This is a genomic window from Amnibacterium endophyticum (assembly GCF_042680685.1).
In the GTDB taxonomy this organism is placed as follows: domain Bacteria; phylum Actinomycetota; class Actinomycetes; order Actinomycetales; family Microbacteriaceae; genus Amnibacterium; species Amnibacterium endophyticum.
This window is the reverse complement of the sequence record NZ_JBHUEA010000010.1, coordinates 22,356-36,374: the sequence shown is the minus strand read 5'-3', so window position 1 is coordinate 36,374 and position 14,019 is coordinate 22,356. Positions and strand designations below refer to the sequence as shown.

The following is a 14,019-nucleotide window of genomic DNA, read 5'->3' as shown; positions in this document are numbered from 1 at the left end:
TCCACGTCGCCCGAGGGCGGCACGACCGTCGGCTGGCACTCGGCTTCGCGGTGCGAGCGTTCCGAGGTGACCGCCGCACCGACGCAGACCGCGAGGGCCGAGACGCCCTACCTCCACGCCGACGAGCCCGTGCGCGGGCGGCGGCACGGCTGGTGGTGGAAGGTGCTGCTGGTCGGCGCGCTGCTCTGGGGGCTGACCATCGCGGCGACCGTCGCCACGCTCAACACCAACCTCGTGCCGACGCTGATCCTGATCGGCAGCTTCCTCGTGCCGTTCGCCGTGGTCCTCTTCGCCGCCGAGCGGATGAGCAGCGGCTACCCGACCACCTCGCTGATCATCGCCTTCTTCGTCGGCGGGGTCCTCGGCGTGCTCGGCGCCTCGCTGCTGGAGGCGCCGCTGCGCGTCGCCGGGATCGTCGGCTTCCTCGTGATCGGGCTGGTCGAAGAGCTCGTGAAGGGCGTCGTGCTCGTGCTGATGGGGCTGCGCCTGCGGCCCAAGACGGCTCGCCAGGGCGCGCTGCTCGGCGCCACGGTCGGCGGCGGCTTCGCGGCGTTCGAGTCCGCCGGGTACGCCTTCAACGCGGCGCTCGGCAGCCGCGGCATCGACCTCGTGTCGCTGCTGCAGACGGAGGCGGTGCGCGCGGTGCTCACCCCGCTCGGGCACGTGCTGTGGACCGCCGTGCTCGGCGCCGCGATCTTCGGCGCCTCCCGCGACGGCCGCTCCTACCGCTTCCGCTGGACCATCCCGCTCGTCTACCTGCTCGTGGCGGTGCTGCACGGCCTGTGGGACTCGATGGGCGGCATCGGCACCATCGTCGCGATCGTGCTGACCGGCAACGTCGTGCCCGCCTTCGAGTACGACACCCTGCGGGCCGGTACGGCCGGCGAGGTGGGCGCGATCGCCACCGGCGTCTACGCGGTCGGGCTGGGCGTCGTGTCCGTGCTGGGCGGCATGGCGCTCGCCGTCATCGTGCGGCGGCACCGCGGCCGCGACCGGCGCCTGTCGGAGGCGTACGCGACCGAGCGGGCGGACGCCGCCGCGACCTGACGGCCGCGGGGGCCGGGTCCGGTACCGCCCGACCGGATGACGGTCGCGGCCCGACCCGCGGGACCGCGATCAGCGCGTGATCTTCGCCGGGTTCAGGTGGCGGCCGGGGTCGGTCGCCGCGAACAGGCCCTCGATCACCGCGACGCCCTGGCCGGAGATCGCGTCCGGCAGCCACTGCGCGTGCTCCACGCCGATGCCGTGGTGGTGGCTCGGCACGCCGCCGAGGTCGATGAACGCCTGCTGGACCGCCGACTTGACGGTGTCGTACTCCGCGATCGGGTCGTCGCCGAAGACGAACGCGAAGGTGAAGTACAGGCACGCGCCCGAGTGGTACGAGTGCGACAGGTGGCACATGATCCAGCCCTTGCGGCCGATGCGCCGGTACGCGTCCTCCGCCGCGGCGATCACGCCGTCGTGCAGCCCGTCGATGCGCGACCAGGGCGCGGCGGTCTCGGACACGTCGCCGCCCGCGCCCCGGTCGAGCAGGAAGTCGCGCAGGTACGGCGTGTCGAACTTCTTCTGGTCGTACAGCACGCCGGGGCCGGTGCCGACGCCGATGCCGCCGTGGGCCTTCACGATCCGCTCGACCGCCTTGCGCTGCTCGGCGACGGTCGACGGCTCCCCCTCGTAGCCGATGAAGGACAGGCAGAGCTGGTCGAGATCCCACCCGCGCTTCCTGAGCACGGTGAAGAGGCCCTTCTGGGCGAGCGCGGAGAAGCCGCGCCGCTCCTTCGAGGTCGCGAGCGAGAAGCCCGTCTCGCGGGCGTCCGACACGCGCGTGACCGACGGGTGCACGTCGCTCGCGGCGATCGCCTGCATCGCGGCGGAGCCGGCCTTCCAGTTCGGGAAGAAGTAGGCGTGGATGACGCGCTTCGCCGGGATCCGGTGCACCTGCACCGTCGCCTCGGTGATCACGCCGAGCCGGCCCTCGCTGCCGAGCACCATCTCCCGCACGCTGGGGCCGGTGGACGCCGACGGGACGGCGCGGACCTCGAGCATCCCGCCCGGTCGCGCGACCCGGAGGCCGCGGGTGATGTCCGCGATGTCCCCGTACTTGTCGGACTGCATGCCCGAGGAGCGGGTCGCGACCCAGCCGCCGAGCGTCGAGTGCGTGAACGAGTCGGGGAAGTGCCCGATCGTCCACCCGCGCGGGTTCAGCTGCGCCTCGATGGCGGGGCCGAGCGCCCCCGCCTGGATGCGGGCGAGCCCCGCGGCCTCGTCGATGTCGAGCACCCGATCGAGGCGGCCGAGGTCGACCGACACGATCGGCCGGGTCTCCGCGGTGTCGGGCTGCAGGGACCCTGCGATGTTGCTGCCGCCGCCGAACGGGATCAGGACGGCGTCGGCCGCGACCGCCGCGTCGACGACGCGCTGCACGCCGTCCTCGTCCGCGGGGTAGACGACGAGGTCCGGGACGCGGGGCAGGTCCCCGGCGCGCACGCGGACGAGGTCGCGGAGGCTCTTGCCGTAGGTGTGGACGACCCGGTCGAGGTCGTCGTCGCGCACGTTGCCCTCGCCGACGGCGCGCGCGAGCGCCTCGCGCAGCGCGTCCGGCGCGATCGAGGCGGGCACGTCGAGGGCGCCGAAGTCCGGCTGCTCGAGCGGCTGCGCGGCGTGGAGGTCGAGCCCGACCGCGTTCTTCACGAACGGCGCGAACTCGGGCTTGTCCTCGTGGTGGAACGCGACGCCGGGCACGCCCCAGCCCCACCACTTCATGTGCTCGACGGGCGCGGCGGGCGTGGTCGACTCCCCGGAGGGGGTCGACAGCGGGGCGAGATCGGTCACGGGCGTCCTCTCGTGGCGGGGCCGAGGACGACCTCCGCGTGCTCCTCGTGCAGGCGCTGCACCTCGCCCCGGACCCGCCGCATGTACTCGGCGGCGGGCTCCCCCGCCTCCGCGTAGACCGGGTCGCCGTAGACGACCCCGACGGGCAGCCGCCCGCGCTTGGGCCACTTCGAGCCGCGCGGATGGGCGATGGAGGCGCCGATGATGGCCACCGGCACGACGGGCACCGACTCGCTGGAGGCGAGCCCGGCCGCGCCGGACTTGAACGTGCCGATCCGACCGGTGCGGCTGCGCGTCCCCTCCGGGAAGACGAGCAGCGGCACGCCGCGCTGCAGCAGCGCGCGGGCCTCCGACGCCGGCCGGTTGATCCCGGCGCGGTGGATGGGGAACGCGTTGAAGAACAGGGCGGTGAGCCCCTTGCGCCAGCGCACGTCGAAGAAGTAGTCGGCGGCGGCCCCGGCCGACAGGTACCGGGCGAGCCGCCGCGGCAGCGTGGTGAAGATCAGCGGGGCGTCGAGGTGGCTCGAGTGGTTCGCCACGACGACGAACGCGCCCTTGAGCCCCGAGAGCCGCTCGCGCCCGAACACGCGCACCGTGATGACGCCGCGCACGACTGCGCCGAGCAGCACCCGCTGCGCGACCCATCGCGCCGCGGCCATGGGGCGCGAGGTGTACCGGTCGAACTGCACGGCGGGTGGTTCGGAGCGGGTGCCCGTCTTCGTTCGCACCGGCTCCGTCACGGGGAGAGGCTAGCGCGGCGGCGCGACGACAGCGCCCGCGAGACGCGCCGCACGCCGCCGCGCGGCCCGTGCCGCACGACGAGCATCAGCGCCTTGTAGCGCAGCGACGGCGTCGAGACCACGACGCCCCGCGACAGGTCCTTCAGCGCGGACTCCACCAGCGCGTCCGCGTCGAGCCAGAGGGCCGACGGCATCGAGGACGCGCTGATGCCCGCCCGCTCGTGGAACTCCGTGCGCACCCAGCCGGGCTCGAGCACCATCGCGGTCACGCCGGTGCCGGCGAGCTCGTTCGACAGGCCCTCGGTGAAGACCGTCACCCAGGCCTTGATCGCCGAGTAGCCGCCCATCGTCATGCGGCCCGCCGTGCTGCCGACGTTCACGATGCGGCCGCGCCCGCGCGCCCGCATCGCCCGCCCGGCGGCCCCGGAGAGCACGAGGACCGCTCGCACCATCACCTCGAATGCCCGGTCGTGCGCGGCGACGTCCCTGCCCGTCAGCGGCTCCCGCACCGAGAAGCCGGCGTTGTTCACGAGCAGGTCGACCGGCCGGTCGGCGTCCTCCAAGCGCGCCGCGACGCGGTCGACGTCCGCCCGGTCGGCGAGGTCGGCGCGCAGCACCTCGACCCGCCGGCCCGCCGCGCGGTGCGCGCGCGCCTCGGCCTCCAGCCGCTCCTCGTCCCGCGCGACGAGGACCAGGTCCCAGCCGCGGCGGGCGAGCGCCCTGGCGAACGCGGCGCCGATGCCGCTCGTCGCCCCGGTCACGAGTGCCGTCGTCACGGGCCAATACGATACGGACCCGATGACGAACGCAGCCGGAGCCGGCACCGGAACCCCCGCCCCCGAGCCCGTCGGCCGGATCTCGGGCCACGTGCTGCTCACGGGCGGCACGGGCTTCGTCGGACAGGCCGTGCTCGAGCGCCTGCTCGTCTCCCACCCCGACGCCCGCGTCTCGATGCTCGTCCGCGGCAAGGCGGGCCAGTCGGCCGAGGACCGCGTGCGCAAGCTGCTGTCCAAGCCGGTGTTCAAGCCGTGGCGCGAGGCGGTCGGCCGCGACGAGGCGGCGCGCGTCTTCGCCGAGCGCGTCACCGCGGTCGAGGGCTCGCTCGACGCGGTCGGCGACCTGCCGGCGGACCTCGACGTCGTGATCCACAGCGCCTCGACCGTCTCGTTCGACCCGCCGATCGACGAGGCGTTCGCGACGAACACCGGCGGCGCGCGGAACCTCTACACCGCGATCCGGGCCACCGGCGCGGACCCGCACGTCGTGCACGTCTCCACCTGCTACGTCGGCGGCATCCGCAAGGGCGTGCTGCCGGAGGCGCGGCTGACGCACGACGCCGACTGGCGCGTCGAGTCCGACGCCGCCGCGGCCGCCCGCCAGCGGGTCGAGCTGCGCAGCCGCGAGCCGGGGGTGCTCAAGGGGCTGCTATCCGCGGCACGCCTGCAGCACGGCAAGGAGGGCCCGCAGGCCGTCGCGCGCGCCGCGGAGGAGGCGCGGATCGCCTGGGTCAAGCAGCGCCTCGTCGCCGCGGGCCGCGCCCGGGCGCAGAGCCTCGGCTGGACCGACGTGTACACCCTGACGAAGGCCCTCGCCGAGCGCGCGGCCGAGGAGCTGTGGGGCGCCGAGCACCGGCTCTCCGTCGTGCGGCCGAGCGTCATCGAGAGCGCGCTCGCGCACCCCTCCCCAGGCTGGATCGACGGCTTCAAGGTCGCCGACCCGCTGATCCTCGCCTTCGGCAAGGGGCAGCTGCCCGACTTCCCGGGCGTGCCGGACAGCGTGCTCGACGTCATCCCGGTCGACTTCGTCGTGAACGCGATCCTCGCGGCCGCGGCCACGCCGCCGCCCGCGGGCGCGCCCCGCTACCTGCACGTCGCCTCGGGCGCGAGCAACCCGCTGCCGTTCCACTCCATGTACGGCAACGTGCGCGAGTACTTCACCGCCAACCCGATCCCGGACACCGCGGGCGCCGACCGGCTGCCGATCTGGCGGTTCCCCGGCGACCGCCGCCTCGAGCGCTCGCTGACGCGGCTGGAGCGGGTCGTCGGCGCGGCGAACACCGCGCTCGACCGGCTGCCGTCGAGCGCGCGCACCCGGGGCTGGCAGAAGACGATGGGCAAGCGGGAGCGCGACCTCGCGAGCCTCCGCACCCTGTCGGACCTGTACCGCGCGTACGTCGGCACCGAGGTGATCTTCGACGACGCGAACGCCCGGGCGCTCTCCGCCCGGGTCGCCGCCGACCGGCCGGACGAGGCGTTCGACGTGACGCGCATCGACTGGCGCGACTACCTGCAGCGCGTGCACGTGCCGGCCGTGACCCAGCTGATGCGGGTCTTCCAGCGGGGGCGCAGCAGCGCCGCCGCCCCGCAGACCGCGCCGGACCTGCCCGAGCGCACCGACGTGCTCGCCGTGTTCGACCTCGAGGGCGTGCTCGTCGACTCGAACATCGTGCAGCAGCTGCTCTGGGTGCGGCAGGCGGCCAGCGGCGACGGGGCCGCGCTGGCCGAAGCCGCGGCGATCCTCACCCGCCTGCCCGCCTACCTCGCGGCCGAGCACCGGGACCGCGGCGAGTTCATCCGCACCTTCCTGCGCCGCTACGCCGGCACCTCCGCGTCCGGGCTCGAGCGCGCCGTGCGCGGCCGCTACACGGACGCGCTGCTCGCCCACACGAGCGCCGACGCGCTGGAGCGCGTGCGGCAGCACCGGGCCGCCGGGCACCGCACCGTGCTGCTCACCGGCTCGATCGGGGTGCTCGCCGAGCCGCTCGCGCACCTCTTCGACGAGGTCGTCGCCGGCACGATGCACGAGGAGCACGGAACCCTGACCGGCTACCTCGGCGCCCCGCCGCTGGTCGACGAGGCGCGGGCCGCGTGGCTGCAGCGGGCGGCGCAGCGCGGCGGCTACGACCTCGCCGCGTCCTACGCGTACGGGGACAGCGTCGCGGACCTGCCGTGGCTGTCGCTCGTCGGCACCGCCACGGCCGTGAACCCGGACGCGCGGCTGGCGCGGCAGGCGCTCAAGCGGCGCTGGCGGATCGTCGAGTGGCGGCGCGGCGGGGTGAACCGCGACGACCTGCCGGTCGCGGCCCGCTGAGCGTCGTCGAGCGGCTCCGCGCCGCCGGCGTCGTGTTCGCGGAGGACGAGGCGGCGCTGCTCGAGGAGGCGGGCGGGGACCTCGAGGCGCTCGTCGCGCGACGGGTCGCGGGCGACCCGCTCGCGCCGCTGCTCGGCTGGGCCGCCTTCGACGGCCTGAAGGTGCCGGTGGACCCGCACGTGTTCGTGCCCCGCCGCCGGACGGAGCTGCTCGCCCGCGCGGCGGCCGAGCGGGCGCGTCAGGGCGCGGTCGTCGTCGACCTCTGCTGCGGGACGGGGGCGGTCGGCCTCGCCGTCGCGCGCCGCGTCCCGGGCGTCGAGCTGCACGCGGCGGACCTCGACCCGGCGGCGGTCGCGAACGCGCGCCGCACGCTCGCGGGCGTCGGCGCCGCGCACGAGGGCGACCTGCTGGACGCCCTGCCGGCCGCGCTCCGGGGCCGGGTCGACGTGCTGGCCGTGAACGCGCCGTACGTGCCCACGGACCGGATCGCGGACATGCCCCGCGAGGCGCGGGACTTCGAGCCCGCCATGGCGCTCGACGGGGGCGCCGACGGGCTGGACCTGCACCGACGCGTCGCCGCCGCCGCGCCCGCGTGGCTGGCTCCGGGCGGCGCCGTGCTGATCGAGACCGGCCGCACGCAGGCCGCCTGGACCGCGCTGCTGCTCGAGGGCGCGGGCCTCGACGTCGCGGTCGTCGCCGACGACGAGGTCGACGGCACGGTCGCGATCGGCGTGCTCCCGCTCCGGCCGACTGGGTAGCGTCGACGCATGGCAGGGGACGTCTCGCTCGGGGTCTGGGCGCTGCTCGGCGAGCCGCGCACGGCCGCGGCGCTCGAGCACGCGGGCTTCGACTGGGTGCTGCTCGACCAGCAGCACGGCCACTTCGACGACCGCGCCGTGCGCGAGACCTTCGAGCACCGCGGCACGCCCCGGGTGCCGATGCTCGTGCGGCCGCGCGCGAACGCGGCGGACCTGATCGGCCGCGCGCTCGACGACGGCGCCGACGGGGTGGTCGTGCCGCTCGTCGACGGCGCGGACCAGGCGGAGGCGGCTGTCGCCGCGACGCGCTACCCGCCCCGGGGCGGCCGCAGCTACGGCCCGCTCCCCCACCTCGAGCCCGCGCCCGACGCGCCCGCGCCCTTCGTCGGGGTCATGGTCGAGACCGCGGCCGGGCTCGCCGACGTCGACGCGATCGCCCGCACCCCGGACCTCGACCTCGTGCTCGTCGGCCCCTTCGACCTCTCGCTCAGCCTCGGCACGACCGTCGACGAGCTGCTCGCCGACGACGCGCCGGACGCGCCGCTTCGACGCGTGATCGCCGCCTGCCGGGCCGCGGGTGTGCGCGCCGGCGCGTTCGGGGCCACCGAGCCGCGGGCGCGCCGCCTCGTCGAGCTCGGCTTCGACTTCGTCGTGGCCGCGCTCGACACCTCCGTGCTCGCCGCCGGCGGGGACATCGCGACGCGCGTCCGCGCCTGACCGAGCGCCGCGGGACGGGTCAGACCGCGGCGAGCTTCGCGGCGAGCGTCTCGTCGGACGGCTCGACCACGTGGGAGCCGTCGGGGAAGACGATCACCGGGATGTTCGGGCGACCGCTGACGGACATCGCCTCGTCCGCGGCCTCCTTCGACACCTCGACGTCGACGTAGCGGTACTCGACGCCGCGGGAGTCGAGGTACGCCTTCGACCGACGGCAGTCGCGGCACCAGTCGGCGCCGTAGAACACGATCCCGGACGACTCGCTCATGGTCGAAGCGTAGGTCCTGGGCGCGCCCCGCCCGTTCCGCTGCGGAGACCCGCGGGTTACCGTGTGCGTGCGCATCCCCGGTCGAGGACGACAGGAGGCACGGATGCCGCTCGAGCGCTCCCCGCGGCGGGTCGTCGCCGAGTCGTGGGCGCGCGCCCGCGCCGGCCGGCTCACCCCGGAGCGCGCCGAGGCGTCCGAGCCGCTCGACGACGGCTCCCTCGAGGCGACCCGCGCCGCGCACCCGCTGGCCGCCGCGCTGCCCGTCATCCGCTCGCTGCTCGTGCGGGACGCCGACCGGGGCAGCGGCGTCGTGGTCGCCGTGGGCGACGCCGCCGGGCGGCTGCTGTGGGTGGAGGGCGACCCGCAGCTGGTCCGCCGAGCGGAGGCGATGCGCTTCGTACCCGGCGCGGACTGGTCCGAGCGCCGGGTCGGCACCGCGGCACCGGGCACCGCGCTGGCGCTCGACGCCGGGGTCCAGATCGCGGGCGCCGAGCACTTCGCGCTGCAGGTGCGGCCGTGGAGCTGCACGGCCGTGCCGGTGCACGACCTCCGCACCCACGAGACGATCGGCGTGCTCGACGTCACCGGCGGTCCCGACGTCGCCCGGCCGGAGACCCTCGCGCTGCTCGGTGCGACGGTCGCGGCCGTGGAGCGCGAGCTGCTCCTGAAGCGGCTGCAGCGGCCGCGCCGCCGGGCCCGGGCGCCGCAGCCCGCACGCGCGCCACGGCTCGCGGTGCTCGACCGCGACGTCGCGCAGCTGACCGCGGGCGGGCGCACCGTCGAGCTGTCGCTGCGGCACGCCGAGCTGCTGACGCTGCTCGCGTGGCACCGCGCCGGGCTCTCCGCCGAGCGACTCGCCGAGCTGGTGCACGGCAGGCCCGACGCCGTCGTCACGGTGCGGGCCGAGCTGGTGCGGCTGCGGCACGTGCTGTCCGGTGCGGCCCCGGCCCTGGCACCGCTCAGCCGCCCGTACCGGCTGCCGGTGCCCGTCGACCTCGACGCCCGCCTCGTCCTCGGCATGCTCGACCGCGGCGCCCATCGCGCGGCGCTTACCGCCTTCACCGGGCCCGTGCTGCCCGGTTCGGTCGCGCCAGGGATCGAGGAGATCCGGGCCGCGGTGGACGGCCGGCTGCGGGAGGCGCTGCTCGAGGCCGCCTCCCCCGACCTGCTGCTCGACTACGCCGACCGGCTCGCGCCCGCGGACCCCCTCCCCCTCGAGACGGCGCTGCGGCTGCTGCCGGCGCGCTCCCCGAAGCGGGCCGGCATCCTCGCCCGCCTCGACGCCCTCGACTAGTCCTCCGGGAGTCCTCCGGGAGTCCTCCGGGAGTCCTCCGGGCCGCGCAACGGGATGCAACCTGCGGCCGCCTACCGTCGCGATCGGCACGCGATCCGTGCCGGACGACGAGGTCGAGGAGGACTTCATCATGACGATGTTCGCGGACGCCGGGGCCGAGGCGACGGTCGAGACGCCGTCGGTCGACGCCCCGCAGGTGTACGCCGCACCCGGCAGCGAGGGCGCGGTCATGTCGTACCGGGGGCGGTACGACCACTTCATCGGCGGCGCCTACGTGCCGCCCGCCGAGGGGCAGTACTTCGACGACATCACGCCGGTGACGGGCAAGCCGTTCACCGAGCTGGCGCGGGGCACGGCGAAGGACGTTGACGCCGCCGTCGAGGCAGGCTGGAAGGCCTTCCCGTCGTGGAGCCGCACCTCGCCCGCCGAGCGCGCGCTGATGCTCACGCGCATCGCGGACCGCATGGAGGCGAACCTCGAGATGCTCGCGGTCGCCGAGACGTGGGAGAACGGCAAGCCGGTGCGCGAGACGCTCGCCGCCGACCTGCCGCTCGCGATCGACCACTTCCGCTACTTCGCGGGCGCCATCCGTGCGCAGGAGGGCGGGATCAGCGAGATCGACCACGACACGATCGCGTACCACTTCCACGAGCCGCTCGGCGTGGTCGGGCAGATCATCCCGTGGAACTTCCCGATCCTCATGGCGGTGTGGAAGCTCGCCCCGGCGCTCGCGGCGGGCAACTGCGTCGTGCTGAAGCCGGCGGAGCAGACCCCGGCGTCGATCCACGTGCTGCTGGACCTGGTGAAGGACCTGATCCCGGCCGGCGTGCTGAACGTCGTCAACGGCTTCGGGTTCGAGGCCGGGGCGCCCCTCGCCTCCCACCCGCGGATCCGCAAGGTCGCGTTCACCGGCGAGACGACGACCGGGCGCCTGATCATGCAGTACGCCAGCGAGAACCTGATCCCGGTGACGCTCGAGCTCGGCGGCAAGAGCCCGAACATCTTCTTCGACGACGTCGCGGCCGCGAAGGACGACTACTACGAGAAGGCGCAGGAGGGCTTCACGATGTTCGCCCTCAACCAGGGCGAGGTCTGCACCTGCCCGTCGCGGGCGCTCGTGTCGAAGCGGATCTACGACGGCTTCGTCGGCGACGGCCTGGAGCGCGTGCAGCGGATCAAGCAGGGGAACCCGCTCGACGTCTCCACGATGATCGGCGCGCAGGCCTCCAACGACCAGCTGGAGAAGATCCTCAGCTACATGGACATCGGCAAGCAGGGCGGGGCGAGGCTGCTCACCGGCGGCGAGCGCGCCGACCTGGGCGGCGACCTGACCGACGGCTACTACGTGCAGCCGACCGTGTTCGAGGGCACGAACGACATGCGGATCTTCCAGGAGGAGATCTTCGGCCCCGTGCTCGCCCTGACCTCCTTCGACGGGTTCGACGACGCGATCCGCATCGCGAACGACACGCTCTACGGGCTGGGCGCCGGGGTGTGGAGCCGCGACGGCTCCCAGCTCTACCGGGCCGGGCGCGCCATCGAGGCCGGCCGCGTGTGGTGCAACACCTACCACCAGTACCCGGCGCACGCCGCGTTCGGCGGGTACAAGCAGTCGGGCATCGGCCGCGAGAACCACAAGGTGATGCTCGACCACTACCAGCAGACGAAGAACCTGCTCGTGTCCTACGCGGAGGGCCCGATGGGCTTCTTCTGATCAGCCGTCCCGCCCCGCGGCTCTCCGCGGGGCGGGACGGACCGACCGGCCCGTCGCGCGCGAGCACCGTCCGCGCGGCGGGCCCCGTCCCCGTGGAGGAGGCGCGGTGCCCGCGTCGAAGATCGACCTCACCCCGGCGGCCGCCGACATGCTGCGGACCCTCGCCGCGCGGCACGGCCCGCTGATGTTCCACCAGTCGGGCGGCTGCTGCGACGGCTCGTCCCCGATGTGCTACCCGGCGGGCATGTTCCGCACGGGCGCCTCGGACGTGCACCTCGGCGACCTCGCCGTCGACGGCATCGACCCGGTGCCGGTGTGGATGTCCGCGTCGCAGTACGCGCTCTGGCGGTTCACGCACCTCACCATCGACCTCGTGGACGGTCGCGGCAGCGGCTTCTCCGCCGAGGCGCCGGAGGGCAAGCGCTTCCTGATCCGCAGCCGCATGCTGACGGACGAGGAGGTCCGCGAGCTCGGCATCGAGCCGCGCCTCGAGGTGGGCGTCGCCCCAAGTCCGCAGTTGCGGTCCTGAGGTGCAGTTGCGGCCGCACGACGCGCCGCAACTGCACCTCACGACCGCAGGAGCGGGCGGCCGAGGTGGAGCCGCGGGCCGGCGAGCGCGGCGGCCGCGGCGTAGGCGGCGAGACCGGGCCGGGGTCGCTGCGGCAGCACGCCGACCCGGGCGAGGACGGGCCCGAGGAGCGCGGCGCTGCCCGACTGCACCCAGCCGATCCGGACCAGGCGCGCGAAGTGGGACTGCACCTCGTCCTGCCGCCGCTTCTCGAGCAGCAGGGCCGCAGCGGCGCCGTCCGGCGCGAGCGCAGGGTCGAGGTACTTGCGGTCCCCGTCGACCTCGACCGCCGCCCGCGCGATCGGGAACACGCCGTCGATGAACGCCTCGGAGCCGTCGGCGCGGACGACCCGGTACTGCAGCACGGGCACCTCGAGGCCGAGCCGCATCGCGGTCGTCCGGAAGCGGGACTCGGCGGCCGACTCGGCGCCGGGGTGCGCGAAGGCGATGACGTCGAGGATGCGCGTGGCCGCCTGACGCGGGCCCGCGAGGTCCGCGGCGGACCGGAGCTCCGATCGGAGCAGGCCCGCGCGCAGCGCGCCGTCGGCGGTGATCACGCCCTCCTCGAACGGCCTGCTGCCTGCGACGTCCACGACGGTTCGAGCCGGGGTCGTGACCAGCAGACCGTGCACCTCGACGACCTCCTGCTCGAGGAGCGCGAACACGTGGCCTGTGACGCCGGCGGTCGAGCGGTCTCCCAGACGCGCGACCGTGGTGTGGACCGTCCGCAGCCGCTGCCGCAGCACGGGCAGCCCGTGGACGACCGCGGCCGAGGCGTGGGAGAAGACCACGGGTCGCGAGCTCCCGGCGGCGATCGCGCGCATGCGGACGACGTGCTGCGCCTCCGGATCGAGGCTCGTGAAGTCCGCTGCGTCGACGAGGAGCCCGTGACCGATCCGCAGCAGCTCGCCCGCCTCGACGCCACGGCGGAGTGCGCTGCGCTCGGTCGACGTGTGGGAGCCGTTCCGCACGACGACCACGTCGATGCGCCAGGGGTCGGGCGGGAGGGGCGCGAGCTGCACCCGCAGAGGATGACCGGACGCGCGCCGGCCCGAACGTCGTCCGGCCTCGCCGACGCCCGATCTCCGCGGGATCCGGGCTGGGGAGGAGCGGACGCGGCGCGACGAGCGGGCCGCGCGCTCGCTCAGATGCGGCCGTCAGGTGCAGTTGCGGCGCGCCGTGCGGCCGCAACTGCACCTGAGCACCGCAACTGCGGGGCGGAAAGGGTCAGGCGGCGGGGAGGTCCGCGTAGAGGCCGCGGGCGCGGAAGGCGGCCTCGTTGATCGCGAGGCCGGTCATGCCGGGCAGCTTCGCGATCGCCTCGTCCATCTTGCGGACGTCCTTCAGGCCGTCCTCGCCGTCGAACAGGTAGCCCATGACGAAGCGCACCTCCTCGTCCGGCTCGATGGTCGACCCCACGGGGCCCCAGACCTTCGAGAGCGCGAAGCGGGTGAAGCGGCGCGCGAGCCGGCTCTCCGAGAGCCGCTTCGTGGCCTGCGTCGTGTAGAAGGCGATGTGCCGGCTCTCCTGCGCCGCGATGCGCTGCAGCAGCGGGGCGAGGGCGGGGTGCGGCTCCAGCCGGGCGAGGCGCCGGTACGCGGCCGCGGCGCCGCGCTCGTTCACGCTGCCCCACGACATGTGCGTCGCGACGAAGTCCTTGCCGACGATGTTGCCGTAGATCGACTGCTTGATCGGGTCGATGCGGTCGCGCCAGCCGAGCTTCACCCGCTGCGCCTTCAGCTGGTCGTACTCGACCTCGATGCCGTGGACCTTGAGGACGGCGGCGAGGGCCTCGCCGTGCCAGAACTCCTCCCGGTTCCACATCGTCATGAAGGTGGAGACCTCGGTGTCGCCGTGCGAGGGCGTCACCAGCATGTCCCGCAGGTAGCAGACCGTGTGGTACTCGACCGTGCACATGTAGCGCAGCGCGCGCAGGGACGTCTCGGGCAGCGGGTCGGTGCGGAACGCGTCGAGGTCGAGGTCGCCCCACTCGACGGCGGTGCTGGTCTCGGCGAAGGTGTCGATGTCGAAGGCCATG

At 74.7% G+C, this 14,019-nt stretch carries 13 protein-coding genes; 7 read left to right on the top strand and 6 right to left on the bottom strand.

Annotated features, from left to right (window positions below; genetic code table 11):
• Window positions 1-66 precede the first annotated feature (66 nt).
• Window positions 67-1,047, top strand: coding sequence for a PrsW family intramembrane metalloprotease (locus tag ACFSBI_RS08020; RefSeq protein ID WP_377933774.1), 981 nt, complete (start codon window positions 67-69; stop codon window positions 1,045-1,047).
• Between the two features lie 69 nt (window positions 1,048-1,116).
• Here the strand turns inward: ACFSBI_RS08020 and ACFSBI_RS08015 are convergent, their stop codons facing one another.
• Genes ACFSBI_RS08015 through ACFSBI_RS08005 form a run of 3 tightly spaced genes read right to left on the bottom strand, consistent with a single transcriptional unit; the run spans window position 1,117 to window position 4,348 of the window.
• Window positions 1,117-2,832, bottom strand: coding sequence for an FAD-binding oxidoreductase (locus ACFSBI_RS08015; protein WP_377933772.1), 1,716 nt, complete (start codon window positions 2,830-2,832; stop codon window positions 1,117-1,119).
• Window positions 2,829-3,572, bottom strand: a complete 744-nt coding sequence (locus ACFSBI_RS08010) for a lysophospholipid acyltransferase family protein (RefSeq protein ID WP_377933770.1) — start codon at window positions 3,570-3,572, stop codon at window positions 2,829-2,831. Before ACFSBI_RS08010 ends, ACFSBI_RS08015 begins: the two co-directional genes overlap by 4 nt.
• Window positions 3,569-4,348 carry an SDR family NAD(P)-dependent oxidoreductase gene (locus ACFSBI_RS08005; protein WP_377933768.1) on the bottom strand — a complete coding sequence of 260 codons (780 nt, stop codon included), beginning with the start codon at window positions 4,346-4,348 and terminating at the stop codon, window positions 3,569-3,571. The genes ACFSBI_RS08010 and ACFSBI_RS08005 overlap by 4 nt, the downstream gene beginning before the upstream one ends.
• A gap of 22 nt (window positions 4,349-4,370) precedes the next feature.
• Here ACFSBI_RS08005 and ACFSBI_RS08000 point away from each other — a divergent pair, with 22 nt between their 5' ends.
• Genes ACFSBI_RS08000 through ACFSBI_RS07990 form a run of 3 tightly spaced genes read left to right on the top strand, consistent with a single transcriptional unit; the run spans window position 4,371 to window position 8,137 of the window.
• Complete coding sequence (locus ACFSBI_RS08000; protein WP_377933766.1) at window positions 4,371-6,662, top strand: SDR family oxidoreductase; 2,292 nt, start codon at window positions 4,371-4,373, stop codon at window positions 6,660-6,662.
• On the top strand, window positions 6,611-7,420 hold the full coding sequence (locus ACFSBI_RS07995; protein WP_377933764.1) for a putative protein N(5)-glutamine methyltransferase: 810 nt from the start codon (window positions 6,611-6,613) through the stop codon (window positions 7,418-7,420). Before ACFSBI_RS08000 ends, ACFSBI_RS07995 begins: the two co-directional genes overlap by 52 nt.
• Before the next feature lie 9 nt (window positions 7,421-7,429).
• Complete coding sequence (locus ACFSBI_RS07990; protein WP_377933762.1) at window positions 7,430-8,137, top strand: HpcH/HpaI aldolase family protein; 708 nt, start codon at window positions 7,430-7,432, stop codon at window positions 8,135-8,137.
• Window positions 8,138-8,156: 19 nt separating this feature from the next.
• Here ACFSBI_RS07990 and ACFSBI_RS07985 read toward each other — a convergent pair whose 3' ends face one another.
• Window positions 8,157-8,405, bottom strand: coding sequence for a glutaredoxin family protein (locus tag ACFSBI_RS07985; protein WP_377933760.1), 249 nt, complete (start codon window positions 8,403-8,405; stop codon window positions 8,157-8,159).
• A 103-nt stretch (window positions 8,406-8,508) separates the two neighbouring features.
• On the opposite strand from ACFSBI_RS07985, the gene ACFSBI_RS07980 reads away from it, so the two are divergent.
• The 3 genes from ACFSBI_RS07980 to ACFSBI_RS07970 all read left to right on the top strand — a co-directional run bounded on the left by ACFSBI_RS07980 (window position 8,509) and on the right by ACFSBI_RS07970 (window position 11,942).
• Window positions 8,509-9,699 (top strand): GAF domain-containing protein, encoded by a 1,191-nt coding sequence (locus ACFSBI_RS07980; RefSeq protein WP_377933758.1) that lies wholly within the window; start codon window positions 8,509-8,511, stop codon window positions 9,697-9,699.
• A 136-nt stretch (window positions 9,700-9,835) separates the two neighbouring features.
• Entirely contained in the window at window positions 9,836-11,413 is a 1,578-nt protein-coding gene (exaC, locus tag ACFSBI_RS07975; protein ID WP_377933905.1) for an acetaldehyde dehydrogenase ExaC, read from the top strand.
• Window positions 11,414-11,561: 148 nt separating this feature from the next.
• Window positions 11,562-11,942 (top strand): DUF779 domain-containing protein, encoded by a 381-nt coding sequence (locus ACFSBI_RS07970; protein WP_377933903.1) that lies wholly within the window; start codon window positions 11,562-11,564, stop codon window positions 11,940-11,942.
• 38 nt (window positions 11,943-11,980) lie between these two features.
• Here the strand turns inward: ACFSBI_RS07970 and ACFSBI_RS07965 are convergent, their stop codons facing one another.
• Both ACFSBI_RS07965 and ACFSBI_RS07960 read right to left on the bottom strand, forming a co-directional pair.
• Complete coding sequence (locus tag ACFSBI_RS07965) at window positions 11,981-13,003, bottom strand: type IV toxin-antitoxin system AbiEi family antitoxin domain-containing protein (protein WP_377933756.1); 1,023 nt, start codon at window positions 13,001-13,003, stop codon at window positions 11,981-11,983.
• A 205-nt stretch (window positions 13,004-13,208) separates the two neighbouring features.
• Window positions 13,209-14,018, bottom strand: coding sequence for a ferritin-like domain-containing protein (locus ACFSBI_RS07960; RefSeq protein WP_377933754.1), 810 nt, complete (start codon window positions 14,016-14,018; stop codon window positions 13,209-13,211).
• Window position 14,019: the final 1 nt, after the last annotated feature.